Source organism: Cellulomonas telluris, assembly GCF_004886325.1.
GTDB lineage: Bacteria > Actinomycetota > Actinomycetes > Actinomycetales > Cellulomonadaceae > Cellulomonas > Cellulomonas telluris.
This window is the reverse complement of the sequence record NZ_QXFN01000003.1, coordinates 198,552-215,980: the sequence shown is the minus strand read 5'-3', so window position 1 is coordinate 215,980 and position 17,429 is coordinate 198,552. Positions and strand designations below refer to the sequence as shown.

At 75.7% G+C, this 17,429-nt stretch carries 16 protein-coding genes, 3 tRNA genes and 1 pseudogene; 9 read left to right on the top strand and 11 right to left on the bottom strand.

What is annotated here, in order from left to right; all coding sequences use genetic code 11:
• Nucleotide 1 precedes the first annotated feature (1 nt).
• From nusG to FB586_RS09815, 3 genes are all read right to left on the bottom strand, one after another.
• Nucleotides 2–841 carry a transcription termination/antitermination protein NusG gene (gene nusG / locus FB586_RS09825; protein WP_136519157.1) on the bottom strand — a complete coding sequence of 280 codons (840 nt, stop codon included), beginning with the start codon at nt 839–841 and terminating at the stop codon, nt 2–4.
• A 100-nt stretch (nt 842–941) separates the two neighbouring features.
• Entirely contained in the window at nt 942–1,220 is a 279-nt protein-coding gene (secE, locus tag FB586_RS09820; protein ID WP_136519156.1) for a preprotein translocase subunit SecE, read from the bottom strand.
• 177 nt (nt 1,221–1,397) lie between these two features.
• Nucleotides 1,398–1,470: transfer RNA gene (locus FB586_RS09815), tRNA-Trp, on the bottom strand.
• A 212-nt stretch (nt 1,471–1,682) separates the two neighbouring features.
• Between FB586_RS09815 and FB586_RS09810 the strand changes: the two genes are divergently transcribed.
• The 8 genes and pseudogenes from FB586_RS09810 to FB586_RS20020 all read left to right on the top strand — a co-directional run.
• A complete protein-coding gene (locus FB586_RS09810; protein WP_136519155.1) occupies nt 1,683–2,918 on the top strand; it encodes a pyridoxal phosphate-dependent aminotransferase in 1,236 nt (411 codons plus the stop codon).
• Between the two features lie 143 nt (nt 2,919–3,061).
• On the top strand, nt 3,062–3,970 hold the full coding sequence (locus FB586_RS09805) for an ABC transporter ATP-binding protein (protein WP_136519154.1): 909 nt from the start codon (nt 3,062–3,064) through the stop codon (nt 3,968–3,970).
• Nucleotides 3,967–4,833 (top strand): ABC transporter permease, encoded by an 867-nt coding sequence (locus FB586_RS09800; protein WP_136519153.1) that lies wholly within the window; start codon nt 3,967–3,969, stop codon nt 4,831–4,833. Before FB586_RS09805 ends, FB586_RS09800 begins: the two co-directional genes overlap by 4 nt.
• A 79-nt stretch (nt 4,834–4,912) precedes the next feature.
• A complete protein-coding gene (locus FB586_RS09795) occupies nt 4,913–6,214 on the top strand; it encodes a sensor histidine kinase (protein WP_136519152.1) in 1,302 nt (433 codons plus the stop codon).
• Complete coding sequence (locus tag FB586_RS09790; RefSeq protein WP_136519151.1) at nt 6,211–6,843, top strand: response regulator; 633 nt, start codon at nt 6,211–6,213, stop codon at nt 6,841–6,843. Before FB586_RS09795 ends, FB586_RS09790 begins: the two co-directional genes overlap by 4 nt.
• Nucleotides 6,844–6,908: 65 nt before the next feature.
• Nucleotides 6,909–8,453: a sensor histidine kinase gene (locus FB586_RS09785; protein ID WP_136519150.1), complete on the top strand. Its 1,545-nt coding sequence runs from the start codon at nt 6,909–6,911 to the stop codon at nt 8,451–8,453.
• Entirely contained in the window at nt 8,450–9,121 is a 672-nt protein-coding gene (locus FB586_RS09780; RefSeq protein WP_136519149.1) for a response regulator transcription factor, read from the top strand. Before FB586_RS09785 ends, FB586_RS09780 begins: the two co-directional genes overlap by 4 nt.
• A 37-nt stretch (nt 9,122–9,158) precedes the next feature.
• Nucleotides 9,159–10,181: pseudogene (locus tag FB586_RS20020) on the top strand (adenosine deaminase); the annotation flags it as partial.
• A 14-nt stretch (nt 10,182–10,195) separates the two neighbouring features.
• Here the strand turns inward: FB586_RS20020 and FB586_RS09770 are convergent.
• From FB586_RS09770 to FB586_RS09760, 3 genes are all read right to left on the bottom strand, one after another.
• Entirely contained in the window at nt 10,196–12,034 is a 1,839-nt protein-coding gene (locus FB586_RS09770; RefSeq protein ID WP_136519147.1) for an alpha/beta hydrolase, read from the bottom strand.
• Between the two features lie 182 nt (nt 12,035–12,216).
• Nucleotides 12,217–13,362 carry a UDP-N-acetylmuramate dehydrogenase gene (locus tag FB586_RS09765; protein ID WP_136519146.1) on the bottom strand — a complete coding sequence of 382 codons (1,146 nt, stop codon included), beginning with the start codon at nt 13,360–13,362 and terminating at the stop codon, nt 12,217–12,219.
• A gap of 4 nt (nt 13,363–13,366) precedes the next feature.
• Nucleotides 13,367–14,665 carry an MFS transporter gene (locus tag FB586_RS09760; RefSeq protein WP_136519145.1) on the bottom strand — a complete coding sequence of 433 codons (1,299 nt, stop codon included), beginning with the start codon at nt 14,663–14,665 and terminating at the stop codon, nt 13,367–13,369.
• Between the two features lie 178 nt (nt 14,666–14,843).
• Here FB586_RS09760 and FB586_RS09755 point away from each other — a divergent pair, with 178 nt between their 5' ends.
• Nucleotides 14,844–15,905 (top strand): LacI family DNA-binding transcriptional regulator, encoded by a 1,062-nt coding sequence (locus tag FB586_RS09755; protein WP_136519582.1) that lies wholly within the window; start codon nt 14,844–14,846, stop codon nt 15,903–15,905.
• Between the two features lie 40 nt (nt 15,906–15,945).
• Here the strand turns inward: FB586_RS09755 and FB586_RS09750 are convergent, their stop codons facing one another.
• The 5 genes from FB586_RS09750 to FB586_RS09730 all read right to left on the bottom strand — a co-directional run bounded on the left by FB586_RS09750 (nt 15,946) and on the right by FB586_RS09730 (nt 17,324).
• Nucleotides 15,946–16,374, bottom strand: a complete 429-nt coding sequence (locus FB586_RS09750) for a MaoC/PaaZ C-terminal domain-containing protein (RefSeq protein WP_136519144.1) — start codon at nt 16,372–16,374, stop codon at nt 15,946–15,948.
• Nucleotides 16,371–16,823: an FAS1-like dehydratase domain-containing protein gene (locus FB586_RS09745; RefSeq protein ID WP_136519143.1), complete on the bottom strand. Its 453-nt coding sequence runs from the start codon at nt 16,821–16,823 to the stop codon at nt 16,371–16,373. Before FB586_RS09745 ends, FB586_RS09750 begins: the two co-directional genes overlap by 4 nt.
• A gap of 32 nt (nt 16,824–16,855) precedes the next feature.
• Nucleotides 16,856–17,026 (bottom strand): 50S ribosomal protein L33, encoded by a 171-nt coding sequence (gene rpmG / locus FB586_RS09740; protein ID WP_013117912.1) that lies wholly within the window; start codon nt 17,024–17,026, stop codon nt 16,856–16,858.
• 93 nt (nt 17,027–17,119) lie between these two features.
• Nucleotides 17,120–17,196 (bottom strand) — tRNA-Met (locus FB586_RS09735).
• Between the two features lie 55 nt (nt 17,197–17,251).
• A tRNA-Thr gene (locus tag FB586_RS09730) sits at nt 17,252–17,324 on the bottom strand.
• Between the last annotated feature and the right edge of the window lie 105 nt (nt 17,325–17,429).

Here is a 17,429-nt window from a genome sequence, read left to right as displayed (position 1 = left end):
GTCAGATCTTCGAGACCTGGCTGAAGGACAGCTCGACCGGGGTCTCCCGGCCGAAGAGCGAGACGAGGACCTTGAGCTTCTGGCTCTCGACGTTGATCTCGGAGATCGTCGCGGGCAGCGTGTCGAAGGGGCCGCCGTCGGTGACGGTGACCGACTCCCCGACCGTGAAGTCGACCTCGACGGGCTTCGCGGCGGCCTTCGTGGCCTGCTGCGCGGGCGCCTTCGTCTCGAGCGACGGCGCGAGCATCGAGAAGACCTCGTCGAGCGTCAGCGGCACCGGCTGGTGCGTGTGGCCGACGAAGCCGGTGACGCCCGGCGTGTGCCGGACGGCGCCCCACGACTCGTCGGTGAGGTCCATGCGGACGAGGACGTAGCCGGGGATCCGCACGCGCTTGACGATCTTGCGCTGCGCGTTCTTGATCTCCACGACCTCCTCCATGGGGACCTCCACCTGGTGGATGTAGTCCTCCATGTTGAGGGACTGCGTGCGCGACTCGAGGTTCGCCTTCACGCGGTTCTCGTAGCCGGCGTACGAGTGGATGACGTACCAGTCGCCGGGCAGGCGGCGCAGCTTGGCCTTGAACGCGGCGACCGGGTCCTCGTCGGGGTCCGTCGCGTCGTCCTCCTCGGCGGCCTCCTCGACCGGCGCGGCGACCGCGTCGTCCTCCTCGGCGGGCGCGGCGACCGCGTCGTCGCCCTCGGTCGCCTCGTCGTCCGACGCGACCTCGGCCGGCTCGTCGTCGACCTCGTGCCCGGGTCCGGCGTCGACGGCGTCGACGGACGTCAGGGCGTCGGCCAGCTCGGCGTCGGCCGGGGTGGGCTCGTACGAGTCCTGCGACACGTGCAACCTGCTTTCTGGAGGTGGTTCGTCCGGCGCGCGCCGGCGGGTGCGCGGGCGCCCGCGCCGCGGGGGTGGTTCGGCCGGCTCGCGCCGGCCCGGCTCACCCGAAGAGCCAGAACGTCAGCTGACCGATGCCCAGGTCGACGAGCGTCACGAACAGCATCACGACGGCGACGAAGACGAGCACGACGGTCGTGTAGGTGCCCAGCTCCTGGCGCGTCGGGCGGACGACCTTCTTGAGCTCGGCGACGACCTGGCGCACGAAGAGCGCGATGCGGGCGAACAGGCCCCGGCGGGTCTCCTCGCGGCGCGGCGACTCGCCCCGGCGCGGGGCCGAGCCCTCGGCGTCGGACGCCGCAGCGGCAGCGGTATCGCTCACGTCTGGCCCCTTGTCTCGTGACCGTCGGATGACGGTGTCCCGTGACTCGGGCGCAGCGCACCCGGGTCGATCGGACGCGCGAGCGGGCCGACGCGACGCGCCGGACCGTCCGGCGGTCCTGCTCGCGACCCGGACCGGACCTCGAGAAGCTCGACGGCCCGGACCGGTCCGCGTGCGCAGGGCAGACAGGACTCGAACCTGCAACCTGCGGTTTTGGAGACCGCTGCGCTACCAATTGCGCCACTGCCCTACGGCGGCTGCTGCTCGCCACGACCCGCCGGACGCCCGGCTCCGGGCGTGGCTCATCATGGCGGACGTCAACCGCCGAGGCTCCACTCTACGCGACCGACGCCGCTGGGTCGAACCCGTGCGCGGGACGGCCTCCGCGCCGCCCCCGCGAGCCGCCCGCCCGGCCGGCGGAATCGGGCGGACGCCACCACCGCCCTCTGCCAGGATGGCCGGGTGAGCGAGCAGAGCACCCCGACGACGACGTCCGCCCCCGCGCGTGTCTCCGCGCGCCTCGCCGCCATCGCGGAGTCCGCCACGCTGGCGGTCGACGCACGCGCCAAGGCCCTCAAGGCCGCCGGCCGGCCCGTCATCGGGTTCGGCGCGGGCGAGCCCGACTTCCCGACGCCGGCGTACGTCGTCGAGGCCGCCGTCGCGGCGGCCCAGGACCCGGTCAACCACCGCTACTCCCCCGCCGCGGGCCTGCCGGCCCTGCGCGAGGCGATCGCCGCGAAGACCGAGCGCGACTCCGGCTACGCCGTGCGCCCGGCCGACGTGCTCGTGACGAACGGCGGCAAGCAGGCCGTGTTCCAGGCGTTCGCCGCCGTGCTCGACCCGGGCGACGAGGTGCTCCTGCCCGCGCCGTACTGGACGACGTACCCCGAGGCGATCCGCCTCACCGGGGCCGAGCCCGTCGAGGTGTTCGCCGGGGTCGACCAGGGGTACCTCGTCACCGTCGAGCAGCTCGAGGCGGCGCGCACGCCCCGGACGAAGGCGCTGCTGTTCAACTCGCCCTCGAACCCGACGGGCGCGGTCTACTCCCCGGAGCAGACCGCCGAGATCGGCCGCTGGGCGCTCGAGCACGGCATCTGGGTCATCACGGACGAGATCTACGAGCACCTGACCTACGACGACGCGGTGTTCACCCCCGTGGTGCGCGCGGTGCCCGAGCTCGCCGACACGACGATCGTGCTCAACGGCGTCGCGAAGACGTACGCGATGACCGGGTGGCGCGTGGGCTGGATGATCGGCCCGTCGGACGTCATCAAGGCCGCGACGAACTTCCAGTCGCACCTGACCTCGAACGTCGCCAACGTGTCGCAGCGCGCGGCCGTCGCGGCGCTGACCGGCGACCTGTCCGCCGTCGACGAGATGCGGTCGGCCTTCGACCGCCGCCGCCGGCGCATGGTCGAGATGCTCAACGCGATCGACGGCGTCCGCTGCCCCGCGCCGCAGGGCGCCTTCTACGCCTACCCGTCCGTCGAGGGCGTGCTCGGCCGCACGATCCGCGGCCGGACGCCCACGACGTCCGCGGAGCTGGCCGAGGTGATCCTCGAGGAGGCGGAGGTCGCGGTCGTGCCCGGCGAGGCGTTCGGGCCGAGCGGGTACCTGCGCCTGTCCTACGCCCTCGGGGACGACGACCTCGTCGAGGGCGTGGGCCGCGTGCAGGCCCTGCTCCGCGAGGCGCGCTGACCCCCCCACCTGACGCAGCCACCCCAGGCGCCGGCCTGACGCGGGCCGTCGCGCGGAGGACGCCGCCGTCCACCGGTCGGTGGACGGCGGGCACGGCCGGGCGGTCGTCCCGCCGGCACCCGTCCCCGCCGGACGCTGGTGCCATGACGACGACGACCGGCAGCCCCGCCGTCGAGGTGCGCGGGCTGCGGAAGACCTACGGCGACAAGCGCGCCGTCGACGGGCTCGACCTGCGGGTCGAGCACGGGGAGATCGTGGCCCTGCTCGGGCCGAACGGGGCGGGCAAGACGACGACCGTCGAGACGCTCGAGGGGTTCCGCCGCGCCGACGCCGGGCACGTGCGCGTGCTCGGCGAGGACCCGGCCTCCGCCGGCCGCGCGTGGCGTGCGCGCCTCGGCGTGGTGCTCCAGTCCACGGAGGACCTGGCGGAGGCGACGGTCCGCGAGTTCGTGCACCACGTCGCCACGTTCTACCCGGCGCCGCGCGACCCCGAGGACGTCATCGACGCCGTCGGGCTGCGCGAGAAGGCGGGGACCCGGGCGCGGCAGCTCTCGGGCGGGCAGCGGCGGCGCCTGGACGTCGCGCTCGGCGTCGTCGGCGACCCCGAGCTGCTGTTCCTCGACGAGCCGACGACCGGCTTCGACCCGCAGGCCCGACTGGAGTTCTGGGACCTCGTGGAGCGGCTGCGCGACGAGGGCACGACGATCCTGCTCACCACGCACTACCTGGACGAGGCCGAGCGCCTCGCCGACCGGGTGGTCGTCGTCGCGGGCGGGCGCGTCGTCGCCGAGGGGCCGCCGGCCGACCTGGGCGGGCGCACCGCCCGCCGTGCCCGCGTGCGGTGGACGGCCGACGGCACGGTGCACGAGGAGGCGACCGACACCCCGACCGCGCTCGTCGCGCGCCTCGCCGAGCGGTTCGGCGAGGTGCCGGGCCTGCAGGTCCTGCGCCCCACGCTCGAGGACGTCTACCTCGAGCTCATCGGCGAGGTGCCGTCGCCCGCGGTGACCGCGCCCGCCGCCCGCACCGACGTCCTGGAGGGGTCCCGATGACCACGACCACGTCCGACCGCGCCGTCCGCGGGAGCCGCCCGGCGGCCGCGCCCCGCCTGCCCGGCCTGCTGCGCCTGGCCCTCGCCCGGACCGCGTGGGAGGTCAAGGGCTTCGCCCGCGAGCGCGACGCGGTGGTGTTCGTCTTCCTCTACCCCGTGCTCATGCTCGCGATCTTCGCGACCGTCTTCGGGCGCCAGGAGGAGGTGCTGGCCGGCTCGGGCGTGACGTTCCCGCAGTACTTCCTGCCCGGCATGCTCGGGACCGGCGTCATGCTGTCGAGCTTCCAGACGCTCGCGATCTCCGTCGCGGTCGAGCGGGACGACGGCACGCTGAAGCGGCTGCGGTCGACCCCGCTGCCCGCCGCCGGGTACTTCCTCGGCAAGACGGGGCAGGTGCTCGTCACGACGGGTGCCCAGACGGCCCTCCTGCTGCTCGTGGCCGCGGTCGCGTTCGACGTCCCGCTGCCCGACGACCCGGGCCGCTGGTGGACCTTCGCCTGGGTGGCCGTGCTCGGCACGGCCGCGGGCTCGGTCTGCGGCGTCGCGTTCTCCTCCGTGCCGCGCTCGGGACGGTCGGTCACGGCCGTCGTCATGCCGATCGTGCTCGTGCTGCAGTTCATCTCGGGGGTGTTCTTCCGGTTCGACGAGCTGCCCGGGTGGATGCAGCAGGTCGCGGGCCTGTTCCCGCTCAAGTGGCTCGTGCAGGGCATGCGGTCGGTGTTCCTGCCCGACGAGGCGCAGGTCCTCGAGCCGTCGGGATCGTGGCAGCACGGCGCGACCGCGGCGGTGCTGGTCGCGTGGCTCGTGGCGGGTCTGGTCGTCGGGGTCCGGACGTTCCGCTGGCGGCGCCGGGACGACGGGTGAGCGCGCCCTCGTCGCATGTGGCCGGCCGTCCGTCGGGTGCTCCCGGCGGCGGCCGGCCGCGGCGTGAGAGGGTCGCGTCATGAGCGCCTCCGCTCCCCCGCCGGCCGCGGACGCGTCCGAGGACGAGGGCGTCGACCGGCACGGCTTCTGGCTGCGCACGCTGCGGACGTGGGACCTCTTCTTCGTCGCGATGCTGGGCGTCTACACGGTCGCCCTCCTCGTCGACGCCATGCCCGCGCACCGCACGGTCCTCGCGCTCGTCCACGTCGCGGTGCTCGTGGTCGCCTACGCCCTGCTCGGCAGGCAGGCCGCCCTGCGCGGGGACCCGCACCGCGCCGACGCCTACCTCGCCGTGCTCGTCGTCGTGATGGTCGTGCAGGTCGGGCTCGGAGGCATCGGCAGCGTGCTGCTGTTCGTCGCGTACTCCCACATCTGGTTCTTCAGCCGCCGCCGGGTGGCGGGCGTGCTGTGGAGCGTGGCGCTGACCGTCGGCATCACCGCGTCCGCGAGCACACGGCTGCGTCCGGACGGCGCGGGCCTGGCCGAGATCGCCGGGCAGTTCGCCGTCGCGCTCGTGTTCGCGGTCGTCCTGGGCCTGTGGGTCACGCAGGTCGCGGAGCAGAGCGAGGAGCGCGCGTACCTGCTCGACGAGCTGCGCGCGGCGCAGGACGAGCTCGCGGCGTCGCACCACGCGTCCGGCGTGCTCGCCGAGCGGGCGCGGCTCGCCGGGGAGATCCACGACACGCTCGCGCAGGGCTTCACGTCGGTCGTCATGCTCGCGCAGGCGGCGTCCGCGGAGCTGGACCACGACCGGGTCGACCAGGCGCGCACGCGGCTGCGCCACATCGAGGACGTCGCGCGGGACAACCTCGCCGAGGCGCGCGCGCTCGTCGCGGCGTTCGCCCCGCCGGGGCTCGACGACGGCGGGCTCGCGGCGGCGCTGCGCCGGCTCGCGCAGCGGTTCGGGGAGGAGACCGGGGTGCGCGTGCAGGTCGAGGACGTGACCGACGACGGCGTCGGGCGCGAGCAGCAGGTCGTGCTGCTGCGCGCGGCCCAGGAGGCGCTCGCGAACGTCCGCAAGCACGCGGCCGCCTCGTCGGTCACGCTGCGCCTGGTCCGCACGGGCGACGACGTCCTCCTGGAGGTCGTCGACGACGGCACCGGGCTCGCCCCCGGCACGTCCGAGGGCAACGGGCTGCGGGGCATGCGCGCCCGCGTGGACGCCGCGGGCGGCGCGCTCGACGTCAGCGGTGCCCCGGGCGCGGGCACGCGCGTGCGCCTGCGCGTCCCCGCCCCGGCGGCCGCCGACGACCCCGACACCGTCCGCACCGCACCCGCCGACCCCACCGTCCCGCCCGCGCACCCGCAGGAGCAGCCGTGAGCACCGTCCGCGTCCTCGTCGCCGACGACCACCCCGTCGTCCGTTCCGGGCTGACGGGCCTGCTCGCGCTCGAGCCCGACGTCGAGGTGGTCGGCGAGGCCGGCGACGGCGAGGAGGCGGTCGCGCTCGCGACGTCGCTGCGCCCGGACCTCGTCCTCATGGACCTGCGCATGCCGGGGACGGACGGCGCGGACGCGACCGCCCGCATCGTCGCGACCCTGCCGGGGGTCCACGTGCTCGTGCTCACGACGTACGAGACCGACACCGACATCCTGCGTGCCGTCGAGGCGGGCGCCACCGGGTACCTGCTGAAGGACACCCCGCGCGACCAGCTCGTCGCGGGGGTGCGCGCCGCGGCCCGCGGGGAGTCCGCGCTGTCCCCGTCGGTCGCGCGTCGGCTCGTCCAGCAGGTGCGCGGGGACACGGCCGAGCGCCTGACGCCGCGGGAGGTCGAGGTCCTGGCCGGCGTGGCCCGCGGCCTGTCGAACGCCGCCGTCGGGCGGGAGCTGTTCATCACCGAGGCGACGGTCAAGACCCACCTGCTCCGCGCGTTCGCGAAGCTCGGCGTGGACGACCGCACCCGTGCGGTGACGGTCGCGATCGAGCGCGGGATCCTGCCCGGCGCCTGAGGCGCGCACGCGACGAAACGGGACGACCTTCACCGGGTGTCGGACACCCGACCATACTGGGCGCCATGGCGAGCGCGGCGGGTCACGGCGGCTCGGCCGTCGACCCGCAGGGCACGCGGCCGGGCCGGGCCGGCGCCACCGTCCGGACCCGGCTGCTCGCGGCGGTCGTGGCCCTCACCGCCACGGCCCTGACCGTCGCCGGCGCGACGGGTCTCGCCCTGCAGCAGCGCGACGCCGACGCGCGGATCGCCGACTCCCTGACGCGCGCGGTGGCGGCGCTGCGCGCCCTCGAGGCGGGTGAGCCGAGCCCCGGGGACGAGAACGAGCGCGTGCCCTGGACCTCGCTCGACCGGTTGCTGCGCGAGGCCGTCGAGGCGCGCGTGCCGGGTGAGCACGAGGGCGTGCTCGCCCTCCAGGACGGGCAGCTGGGCTGGCGGCCCGCCGACGAGACCGGTGCGGTGCGGCTCGACACGGACGAGGAGCTCATGGCCTGGCTGCGCGCGCACGCCGACGACCGCGGCCGCGACGCGCGCCCCCGCACCGTCCGCACGGCGGTCACCGAGTACCGGCTGGTCGCCGTGCCGGTGCGGATCGAGGCGGAGCCGGAGTCGGAGGGGCTCTTCGTCGTCGCGTTCGACCGCTCCGCCCTGACGGCCGACGTCCGGCGCGTCGTGCTCACGTACTCCGCCGTCGGCCTGTTCGCGCTCGTGGTCGTGTCGGTCGTCGCGTGGTTCGTCGTCGGGCGGATGCTGCGCCCCGTGCGCCTGCTGCGCGACACCGTGCGTCGCGTCACCGAGTCCGACCTGTCCGAGCGGATCGCCGTGCGGGGCTCGGACGACCTCGCCGACCTGGCGGGCTCGGTCAACGCGATGCTCGACCGGCTCGAGCGCGCCTTCGGCTCGCAGCGCGAGCTGCTCGACGACGTCGGTCACGAGCTGCGGACGCCGCTGACGATCGTCCGCGGGCACCTCGAGCTCCTCGACCCCTCCGACGCCGCCGACGTGCGCGCCACCCAGGCGCTCGCGCTGGACGAGCTCGACCGCATGCAGCGCCTCGTCGACGACCTCGTGACCCTGGCGACCGCGGACCGGCCCGACTTCGTGCGGCCCGCGCCGGTCGACGTCGGCCGGCTGACGGACGACGTCCTGGAGAAGGCGCGCGGCCTCGGCGAGCGGCGGTTCGTCGTCGTCTCCCGTGCCGACGTCACCGCGCACCTCGACGCGCAGCGCATCACGCAGGCGTGGCTCCAGCTGCTCGCGAACGCCGTCCGGTTCTCCGCCCCCGGGTCGACCGTGCGTCTCGGCAGCGAGGTCGCCGGCGAGCGCCTGCTGCTGTGGGTGCGCGACGAGGGGCCGGGTGTGCCGCCCGAGGAGGAGGAGCGGATCTTCGAGCGCTTCCACCGCGGGCAGGCCGACCGGGTGCAGCACGGCGCGGGGCTCGGCCTGCCGATCGTCGCCGCGATCGTCACGGCCCACGGCGGCCGGGTGTTCCTCGAGCACCCGCCCCCCGGCGCCGGCCCCGGCGTCGTCTTCGTCCTCGACCTGCCCGCCGTCGGCCTCGTCGACGGCGCGTCCGACGTGTCCTACGACCTCGTGGAGCCCCACCGATGACCCACATCCTCATCGCCGAGGACGAGGAGCGGATCGCCGCCTTCGTCGCCAAGGGCCTGCGCGCGCACGGCTACGAGGCGACGACCGTCGCCACCGGCGAGCTCGCGCTCGAGCACGTCGAGCGCGGCGGCGTCGACCTGCTCGTGCTCGACCTCGGCCTGGGCGACATGGACGGCTTCGAGGTGCTGCGGCTGCTGCGCGGCGAGCGGTACGAGCTGCCCGTCATCGTGCTCACCGCGCGCTCGTCGGTGACCGACACCGTCGCCGGCCTGGAGTCCGGTGCGGACGACTACATGGCCAAGCCGTTCCGGTTCGAGGAGCTGCTCGCCCGCATCCGGCTGCGGCTGCGGGCACCGGCGCAGGGCGGCCGCGGGAACGTGCTCGTGCACGGCCGGCTGCAGCTCGACCTGCGCACGCGGCGCATGCGCGTGGACGACACCGAGGTGGACCTGTCGGCCCGCGAGTTCGCCCTCGCCGAGACGTTCATGCGCAACCCGGGCGACGTGCTCACGCGCGAGCGGCTGCTGTCCGAGGTGTGGGGCTACGACTTCGACCCCGGATCGAACGTCGTGGACGTCTACGTGCGGTACCTGCGCCGCAAGATCGGCGCCGAGCACTTCGACACGATCCGCGGCGTCGGCTACCGCCTCGTCGACGCCTCCGTGTGAGGAGCGGGCCGGGTCCCCTGCTGGCAGACTGACGCGGATGCGTGACCTCGCCCGGCTGCCGAAGGCGCACCTGCACCTGCACTTCACGGGGTCGATGCGCGTGGCGACGCTGGCCGAGCTCGCGGAGCGGCACGGCATCCGTCTCCCCCGCGTGCTGCTCGAGGCCGACCCCCTCGTGGTGCCGGCCGACGAGCGCGGCTGGTTCCGCTTCCAGCGGCTGTACGACGCGGCGCGGGCCTGCGTGCGCGGCGAGGAGGACATGCGGCGCGTCGTCGCCGAGGCCGTCGCGGACGACGCGGCCGAGGGCTCCGGCCGGCTCGAGATCCAGGTCGACCCGACGTCGTACGCGCCGTTCGTCGGGGGCCTGACGCCCGCGCTCGAGATCGTGCTGGACGAGGCGCGCCGCGCGTCGCTCGCCACCGGCGTCGAGGTCGGCGTCGTCGTCGCGGCGTCGCGGACGCGGCACCCGCTGGACGCCCGGGCCCTCGCCCGGCTCGCGGTGCGGCACGCCGGGGACGGCCCCGGTGAGGTGATCGGGTTCGGGCTGTCGAACGACGAGCGACGGGGCGAGACGGCCGAGTTCGCGCCGGCGTTCGCGATCGCGCGGCGCGCAGGACTGGCGAGCGTCCCCCACGGCGGCGAGCTGCTCGGTCCCGCGCACGTGGAGGACGTGCTCGACCACCTGCGCCCCGAGCGCCTCGGGCACGGCGTGCGCAGCGGCGAGGACCCGCGGGTGCTCGCCCGGGTGGTCGAGGAGGGCGTCGCGCTCGAGCTGTGCCCCGCCTCGAACGTCTCCCTCGGGGTCTACGCGACGGCGTCGGAGGTGCCGTTGCGTCCGCTCGTCGAGGCGGGGGCCACGGTCGCGCTCGGCGCGGACGACCCGCTGCTCTTCCGCTCGCGCCTGGTGGACCAGTACCGCATCGCCCGGGACGTGCACGGGTTCGGCGACGCGGAGCTGGCCGACCTGGCCCGCGCGTCGATCCGCGCCTGCCGGGCGTCGGCGGCCACGCGCGCCCGGCTGCTCGCCGGGGTGGACGCGTGGCTCGCCGACGACCCGGCGGACGCGGACGCCGGTCAGTCCGTCAGCACCTCCGGGACGGTGGGCAGCGGCGGTGTGGCGGGCCGGGGTGCGACCTCGGGGACGGCCGGGCCCGTCGCGAACGAGCGCGCCGCGTCGCCCGCGGGCTCCGGGAACGGCTGGTCGTCGCCCGCGCACCAGGTGCCCGGCGCGGGCAGCTCGCCCGCGACGAGGTAGCGGTCGATCGCACCCGTCGCGCAGGCCGACGTGCCGTACGCGCCGTGGCCCCACGAGTCGGACGACAGCAGCCGGCTGTTCGGCAGCTTCCGGCTGAGCGCGACGGCGCCGCTGTACGGCGTCGCCGGGTCCCACGTGTTGCCGACGACGAGCACGGGAGCGGCCGTGCGGGGCGAGAACCCGCCGGCCCAGGCGTCCTCGTCGCGGGCGGTCCACGCCGTCAGCGCGCACGGTGCGGACGGCCACGCCCACACCGCGCCGAAGTCGGGGACCTCCCGCTCGGTGCGCTCCGCCGCGCCGGCGACGTCGCGGACGCGCAGCGGGTGCAGGCCGTCCGTGCAGAGCACCGCCGTCGCGGCCTCGAGACCGCTCGGGTACGGGGGCCACGCGCGCCCGAAGGTCTCCGCCTTCGCGCGCTCGGTCTCCTCGTCGGGCAGCGGGCCGAACAGCTGGGCGACGAGCTGGTCGAGGACCGCGCGCGCCTGCGCCCGGACGGCGGCGTTCTCCTCCGTCGGCGGCTGCTGCAGGTGGTGCACCGCCCAGACGAAGACGTCGACGACCGCCGGCGCGTTCGGCACGTAGAGGACCGACTGCACGACCGAGACCACCTCGTCGTACCCGACGGGCAGCTCCGCACCGCTCCACGGGTCCGTCACGGGCACGGGCGTCGTGCGGGAGGTGTCGACGACCGACCGGTACACGGTCGCCGGGTCGCCGAGCCCCGCGAGCAGGCAGCGCGACGGCCCCGCCTCCGCGCAGCGCTCCAGCAGCTCGTCGCGCGCCGCGCCGCTCGCCTGCGGTGACCCCGTCCGCACGAACGTCGGCACGTGCGCCGTGCGGAGCGTGCCGCGGAACGCGTCGGGGTCGACGACGCCGTCGACGGCGAGCGCGCGGAAGCGGTCCGGGAACATGCTCGCGTACACGGCGCCGAGGTAGCTGCCGTAGGAGAAGCCGAGGTAGTTGAGCCGCTCGTCGCCCACCGCGCGCCGCAGGACGTCGAGGTCGCGGGCGACCTGCGCGGTGGACACCGACGCCGACTCGGGCGTCCCGGTCGTCGAGCAGGCGCGCGCCAGCGCGGTGGAGGCCCTGACCTGGGCGGCGGTCTCCTGCGGGCCCTCCGGCGCGACCGGCTGCAGACCCGCGAGCGCCTGCGCCTGCTCCTCGGCGCTGCGGAAGCACTGCACGTGCGTCGAGAAGTTCGTCCCGCGGGGGTCGAAGCCGACGACGTCGAAGCGTGCCCGCAGCTCCGGCGAGAACAGGGCGTCGGCGAGCGCGGCGAGCTCGACACCGGACCCGCCGGGACCGCCGGGGTTGACGAAGAGCGTGCCGACGCGCTGCGCGGGGTCGGTCGCACGGACCCGGAGCAGCGCGACGTCCGTGGTGGCGCCGCGCGGGCGGTCGTAGTCGAGGGGCAGGGTCACGCTGCCGCACTCCGCGCCGGCGCCGAAGGCGGCGCTGCAGTCGGTCCACGCCGGGTCGGGCGTCGGGACGCGGTCCACGCGCGACGCCTCCAGCCGGTGCGTGCGGTCGTGGCCCGGGCCGTGCCCGGGCCGGTCGTGCGCGGCGGCGCCCGTGGCGGTGAGCGTGCCGGCAGCCGTGGCCAGGCACGCGAGGGCGGCGGTCACGGCGAGCGCGTGACGCGACGGTCGTCTGGTCATGAGGGTCCCCCTGGACGGCGCCCGCCGTGCTCCGCTGCCGGCCGTCGGCGCAGTCCCACCCTGGCGCGCGGGGCGCGCGGTGGGAACGGCCGGAGGGTGGAGGGAGGGAACCCGTCGCGGGACGGTTGTCCCCGGGTGAGGGCCTCGCTACAGTCCGCGCCCGCGGTGCCGGCGGAACCGCGTCAGAGTGCGACGCCCACGAGGACCGGCTCCGGCTCGAGCACGACCCCGAACCGGTCCCGGACGCCGTCGCGCAGCTCGCGTGCGAGGCGCACGAGGTCGTCGGCACGGGCGTCGCCACGGTTCGTCAGGGCGAGCGTGTGCTTCGTCGAGAGCGTCGCGGGCCCCGGCTCGCCGTACCCGCGCCCGAAGCCCGCGTGCTCGATGAGCCAGGCGGCGCTGGTCTTGACGCTGCCGTCGGGCATCGGCCAGCGGGGTGCCTCCGCGGGCAGACCGTCGGCCTCCCCGGCCGGGAGCACCGGGTTGGTGAAGAACGAGCCCGCGCTCCACGTGTCGTGGTCCGGCGCGTCCAGCACCATGCCCTTGCGCCCGCGCAGGGCGAGCACGGCCGCGCGCACGTCCGCGAGCGGCGCGCGCTCCCCCACGGCGACGTCGAGTGCGCGCGCGAGCTCGGGGTACGCGACCGGCGCCGACAGGGAGCCGGCGCGCAGCTGGAACGTCACGTCCAGCACGACGTACCGGGGCGTGGGGCCCCAGGGCGCCTGCGGGTCGTCGGCCGAGGGACGCAGCGAGCGCTTGAGCAGCGACGTGCGGTACCCGAACGCGAGCGTCACCCACGGCAGCGTGCGCACCCGGCCCCGGCCGCGGTCCCACACGCGCACCTGCGAGATGGTGGTCGAGACCTCCTGCCCGTACGCACCGACGTTCTGCACCGGCGTCGCCCCGGTCGACCCGGGGATGCCGGACAGCGCCTCGATGCCCACGAGCTCCTGCTGCACCGCGTACGCGACGACGTCGTCCCACACGGTGCCGGCCGGCACGGTGAGCGTGACACCCGCGCACGCGGAGGCGTCGGGGACCTCGACCCCGCCGCGCACGTCGCGGACGACGACGCCGTCGAAGCCGGCGTCGGCGACGAGCACGTTGGACCCGCCGCCGAGCACGAGCAGCGGCTCACCGGCGGCGTCGGCGTCGCGCACCGCGGCGACGAGCTCCTGCTCGGTGGTCGTCTCGACGTACCGGCCGACGGGACCGCCGACGCGGAGCGTCGTCAGGTCGGCGAGCGCCGGTGTGCCGCCGTGCGTCGGGACGGGGGCGTCGGCCGGCTCCGGTCCGGGACCGGGCAGGGCGCAGGTGTCGAGCTCCACCCCGTCAGGCTACGTCCCCCGGCGCGCGGGAGGCCGTGCCGGAGGCGGTGCCGGGGGCGGGCAGCGGGCGTGCGGCACTCGTGACCAGCAGCCCGAGCACGACCGGGACGAGGATCGCGAGCAGCGCCTCCTGGTAGCCCACGCGCTCGGCGAGCAGGCCGAGCAGCGGCGGGCCCGCGAGGAAGGCCGAGTACCCGATGGTCGACACGACGGCCACGCGCTGCGCCGCGCGCAGCGGGTCGTCGGCGGCGGCGCTCATGCCCACGGGGAAGCCGAGGGCGGCACCGGCGCCCCACGCGACGACGCCGAGCAGCGCGAGCCACAGGTGGTCGGCCAGGCCGAAGACGAGCAGGCCCGCGGCGGCGAGGCCGGCGCACAGCCGCAGCACGGCGACGCGGCCGTAGCGGTCGAGCAGTCGCGTGCCGAGCAGGCGCATCGCGGTCATGGCGGTGACGAAGAGACCGAAGCCGAGGGCCCCGACCGCGTGCCCGGTGTCGAAGCCGTCCACGACGGCGAGGCTCACCCAGTCGTTCGCGGCGCCCTCGGTCAGCGCGGCGGCGAGGACCACGAGGCCCACGAGCAGGGTGCGGGGCTCGAGCCACGCGCCGAGGGCGGCACGCGCACCGCGCGGGGCGGGCGCGGCGGCGGCCGGGTCGGCGTCCGGGCCGGTCGCCGGGGACGCCCCGGCGCCCGTGGTGTCGGCGAGGAACGCCCGCACGGCGAGCGCGAGGACGACGCTCGACAGCGCGACGGCGACGGGGAGGTGCACCTGGACGGGCACGTGCAGCCCGGCGACGACCGCGGCCGCACCGGAGGCCGCCATGGTCCCGAACGAGAAGCCCGCGTGGTACCGCGGCATGACCGTGCGGCCGAGCCGCTGCTCGACGACGGCGCCCTCGAGGTTCATCGACGCGTCCCACACGCCCGTGCCGACGCCGGCCAGCACCAGGCCCGCGCCGACGACCACCACCTGCCCGGTCGCGACACCGACGCAGGCCACCCCGTAGCCGATCGCGTTGAGCACACCGAAGCCGAGCACCGTGCGGCGCGCCCCGAGGCGCTCGACGACGATGCCCGAGAGCGGCAACGCGAGCAGCGACCCGAACGACCCGACGAGCAGGAGCAGCCCCATCTGGTCGGGACGCAGGTCCAGGGCGTCGCGCACCGCGGGGAGCCGGGACGCCCAGCTGGCGAAGTTCCAGCCGGCCAGGAGGAAGACGACGAACACGGCGGTCGAGGCGAGGCGGACCTCCCGGGGCACGTCCGGACGGGCGGCGCGGGCCGAGGTCGCGGCGGAGGTCACACGGGCTCCCGGGGCAGGCTGGTCGAATCGATTCGAACGAGGCCGACGAGGGCGCGGCTCAGTTCAGGGGGATGCCGGTCATTCTGCGGGTACGCTGCTCGCGTCGTCAAACGCCCGAACCGGCGCGGCGCCCCGTGCCACCGGCCGGTCCGCGGCCGGCTCACGAAAGGTGCCGACCCTGCCCGCCCAGCGCACGACCCTCGCCGACGTCGCCGCCGCCGCGGGGGTCTCGGTGTCGACCGCCTCCCTGGCCTTCTCCGGCTCCGGTCCCATCGCCGACCGCACGCGCTCACGCGTGCTCGAGGCCGCCCGCACCCTCGGGTACGCGGGGCCGAACCCGCTGGGCCGGCAGCTGCGCAGCGGGCGCTCCGGGATCGTCGGCGTCGTCATGGGCGACGCACTGCGCCGCGCCTTTCGTGACCCCGTCACGATCCAGGTGCTCGACGGCCTCGTCACCCGGCTCGGGCCGCTCGGCCTCGGGGTCCTGCTGGTGCCCGGACCGCACGACGCGTCGCAGCCCCCGGTCGACCCGCTGCTCGCCAGCGCCGCGATGGACGTGGCGGTCCAGATGTGGGGCGGCACGACGGACGACCCCGTGCTGGAGACCCTGCGCAACCGGGGCATCCCCATCGTCCTCGTCGAGGGCACGCCGCAGCCCGACGTGGCCGCCGTCGGCATCGACGACCGGGGGGGCATGGCCGAGCTCACGCGGCACGTCGTCGCCCTCGGGCACACGCGGATCGCGACCGTGACGCTGCCGTTCGACCGGGACCGCGCCGAGGGCGCCGCGGACGAGGCCCGCCTCGCCCGGATCGGGTGGGAGATCACGCGCCGGCGGCTGCGCGGCGTCACCGACGCCGGCGTGCAGCCGGTCGTGGTGTGGGAGACCCCGGCGTCGCTCGTCGAGCACGGCGCCGCCGCCGGTCGCGCCCTGCTGTCCGGCGACGACCGCCCGACGGCGGTCCTGTGCCAGTCCGACCTGCTCGCCTCGGGCGTCGTGCTGGCCGCACGGGAGCTCGGCCTGCGCGTGCCCGAGGACGTGTCGGTCGCGGGCTTCGACGGCCTCGACCTGCCGTGGCTCGCGCCGGACGTGCTCACGAGCGTCAGCCAGCCGCTGGCGGACAAGGGCGCGGCGATCGGCGACGCCGTGGCGGACCTGCTCACGGGTGGCACCGCCGAGGACCGGGTGCTGCCCGTGTCGCTGCGGGTCGGGACCACGACCGGTCGCCCGCCGGCCTGAGCCGGCACGTCGGCACCGGCAGCCGCCGGACCGGAGCGCCTCAGGCCAGGCGGACGACCGCCTGCGCCTTGCCGAGCACGCGCGCACCCTCGACGGTCACCGTCAGGTCGACCCGGACCGTGCCCGCCTCGGGGTCCAGTGCGCCGACGGCGGCGACGACCTCGACCTCCGCGGCGCCCGGGTCGGGCACCGGCACGGGCCGGGTGAACCGCGTCTGGTAGTCGACGACCGCGCCCGGGTCGCCCGCCCAGTCCACGACGACCGCGACCGCCGCGCCCATCGTCCACATCCCGTGCGCGATGACGCCCGGGAGACCCACGGACGTGGCGACCCGCTCGTTCCAGTGGATGGGGTTGAAGTCGCCGCTGGCGCCCGCGTACCGGACGAGGCGGGCACGGTCGACGGCGACGGTGCGCCGCGCGACCTCCTGGCCGACGGCGAGGTCGGCGAGCGCGGGGCCGGTGCTCACGCGTCCTCCTCGGGGCGCACGGCCAGCGTCGAGACGACGGTGGCGACGGGGGCACCGGACTCGTCGGCGAGCTCGCAGCGCGTCGTCACCATCGCGAGACCGCCGCGCAGCGTGACGGCGTCGACGTGCAGCGTCGTCACCACGCGGTCGCCGGCGTGCAGCGGCCGGTGGTGGGTGAACCGCTCGTCGGCGTGGACGACGCGGCTGAAGTCGATGCCGGCGGCCGGGTCGTCCACGTACTGCGCCTCGGTGCGCTGCGCGATGACGACCGCGAACGTGGGCGGGGCGACCACGTCGGGGTGGCCCAGGGCGCGGGCCGCGGCGGCGTCGGTGTGCGCCGGGTGCGTCCCGCCGGTGGCCTCGGCGAACTCGCGGATCTTCTCGCGGGAGACCACATACACGTCGCCGGGCGGGTAGACCCGCCCGGCGAAAGTGGTGTCGACCGCCATGTCAGCGGATCGGCTCGGCTGCGTGTGCCGCGTCAGCGGGTCTCGCGGTGCACCGTGTGCTTGTTGTCACGCGGGCAGAACTTCTTCATCTCGAGCCGGTCGGGGTTGTTCCGACGGTTCTTCTTCGTGATGTAGTTCCGCTCCTTGCACTCCGTGCAGGCGAGCGTGATCTTCGGGCGGACGTCCGCGCTCTTGCTGGCCATGTCTGTGTCACCTCTCGCGCCCCGCGGGGGCTGCGTTCTTCTCCTGGCGCGCGCCGGCCGACACGCGCTGCTGCTACGGATGTTCGCCGGACGTGGTAGCGGGAGCGGGATTCGAACCCGCGACACCACGATTATGAGCCGTGTGCTCTAACCACCTGAGCTATCCCGCCACAGCGGCGGTCCGGGTCGACCGCCCGAGGGCGGCCGACCCGTGACACACCACAGAGCCCCGAAAGGGAATCGAACCCTTGACCTTCTCCTTACCATGGAGACGCTCTGCCGACTGAGCTATCGGGGCAGCGCGGACCAGAGTACACGGGCACGGGCCCGGCGGTGAAATCGGCGGTCGCGTGGGCCTGGTCACCGGCCCGGGCGTGCCGCACGGGCCGCGATCCGGGGCCCT

Excerpts from the sequence above, each read along its gene's own strand:
- FB586_RS09800 (WP_136519153.1), top strand. The coding sequence starts at position 3,967 with ATGACCACGACCACGTCCGACCGCGCCGTCCGCGGGAGCCGCCCGGCG.
- FB586_RS09780 (WP_136519149.1), top strand. The coding sequence starts at position 8,450 with ATGACCCACATCCTCATCGCCGAGGACGAGGAGCGGATCGCCGCCTTC.
- FB586_RS09795 (WP_136519152.1), top strand. The coding sequence starts at position 4,913 with ATGAGCGCCTCCGCTCCCCCGCCGGCCGCGGACGCGTCCGAGGACGAG.
- FB586_RS09745 (WP_136519143.1), bottom strand. The coding sequence starts at position 16,823 with ATGGCGGTCGACACCACTTTCGCCGGGCGGGTCTACCCGCCCGGCGAC.
- FB586_RS09785 (WP_136519150.1), top strand. The coding sequence starts at position 6,909 with ATGGCGAGCGCGGCGGGTCACGGCGGCTCGGCCGTCGACCCGCAGGGC.
- rpmG (WP_013117912.1), bottom strand. The coding sequence starts at position 17,026 with ATGGCCAGCAAGAGCGCGGACGTCCGCCCGAAGATCACGCTCGCCTGC.
- FB586_RS09770 (WP_136519147.1), bottom strand. The coding sequence starts at position 12,034 with ATGACCAGACGACCGTCGCGTCACGCGCTCGCCGTGACCGCCGCCCTC.
- FB586_RS09805 (WP_136519154.1), top strand. The coding sequence starts at position 3,062 with ATGACGACGACGACCGGCAGCCCCGCCGTCGAGGTGCGCGGGCTGCGG.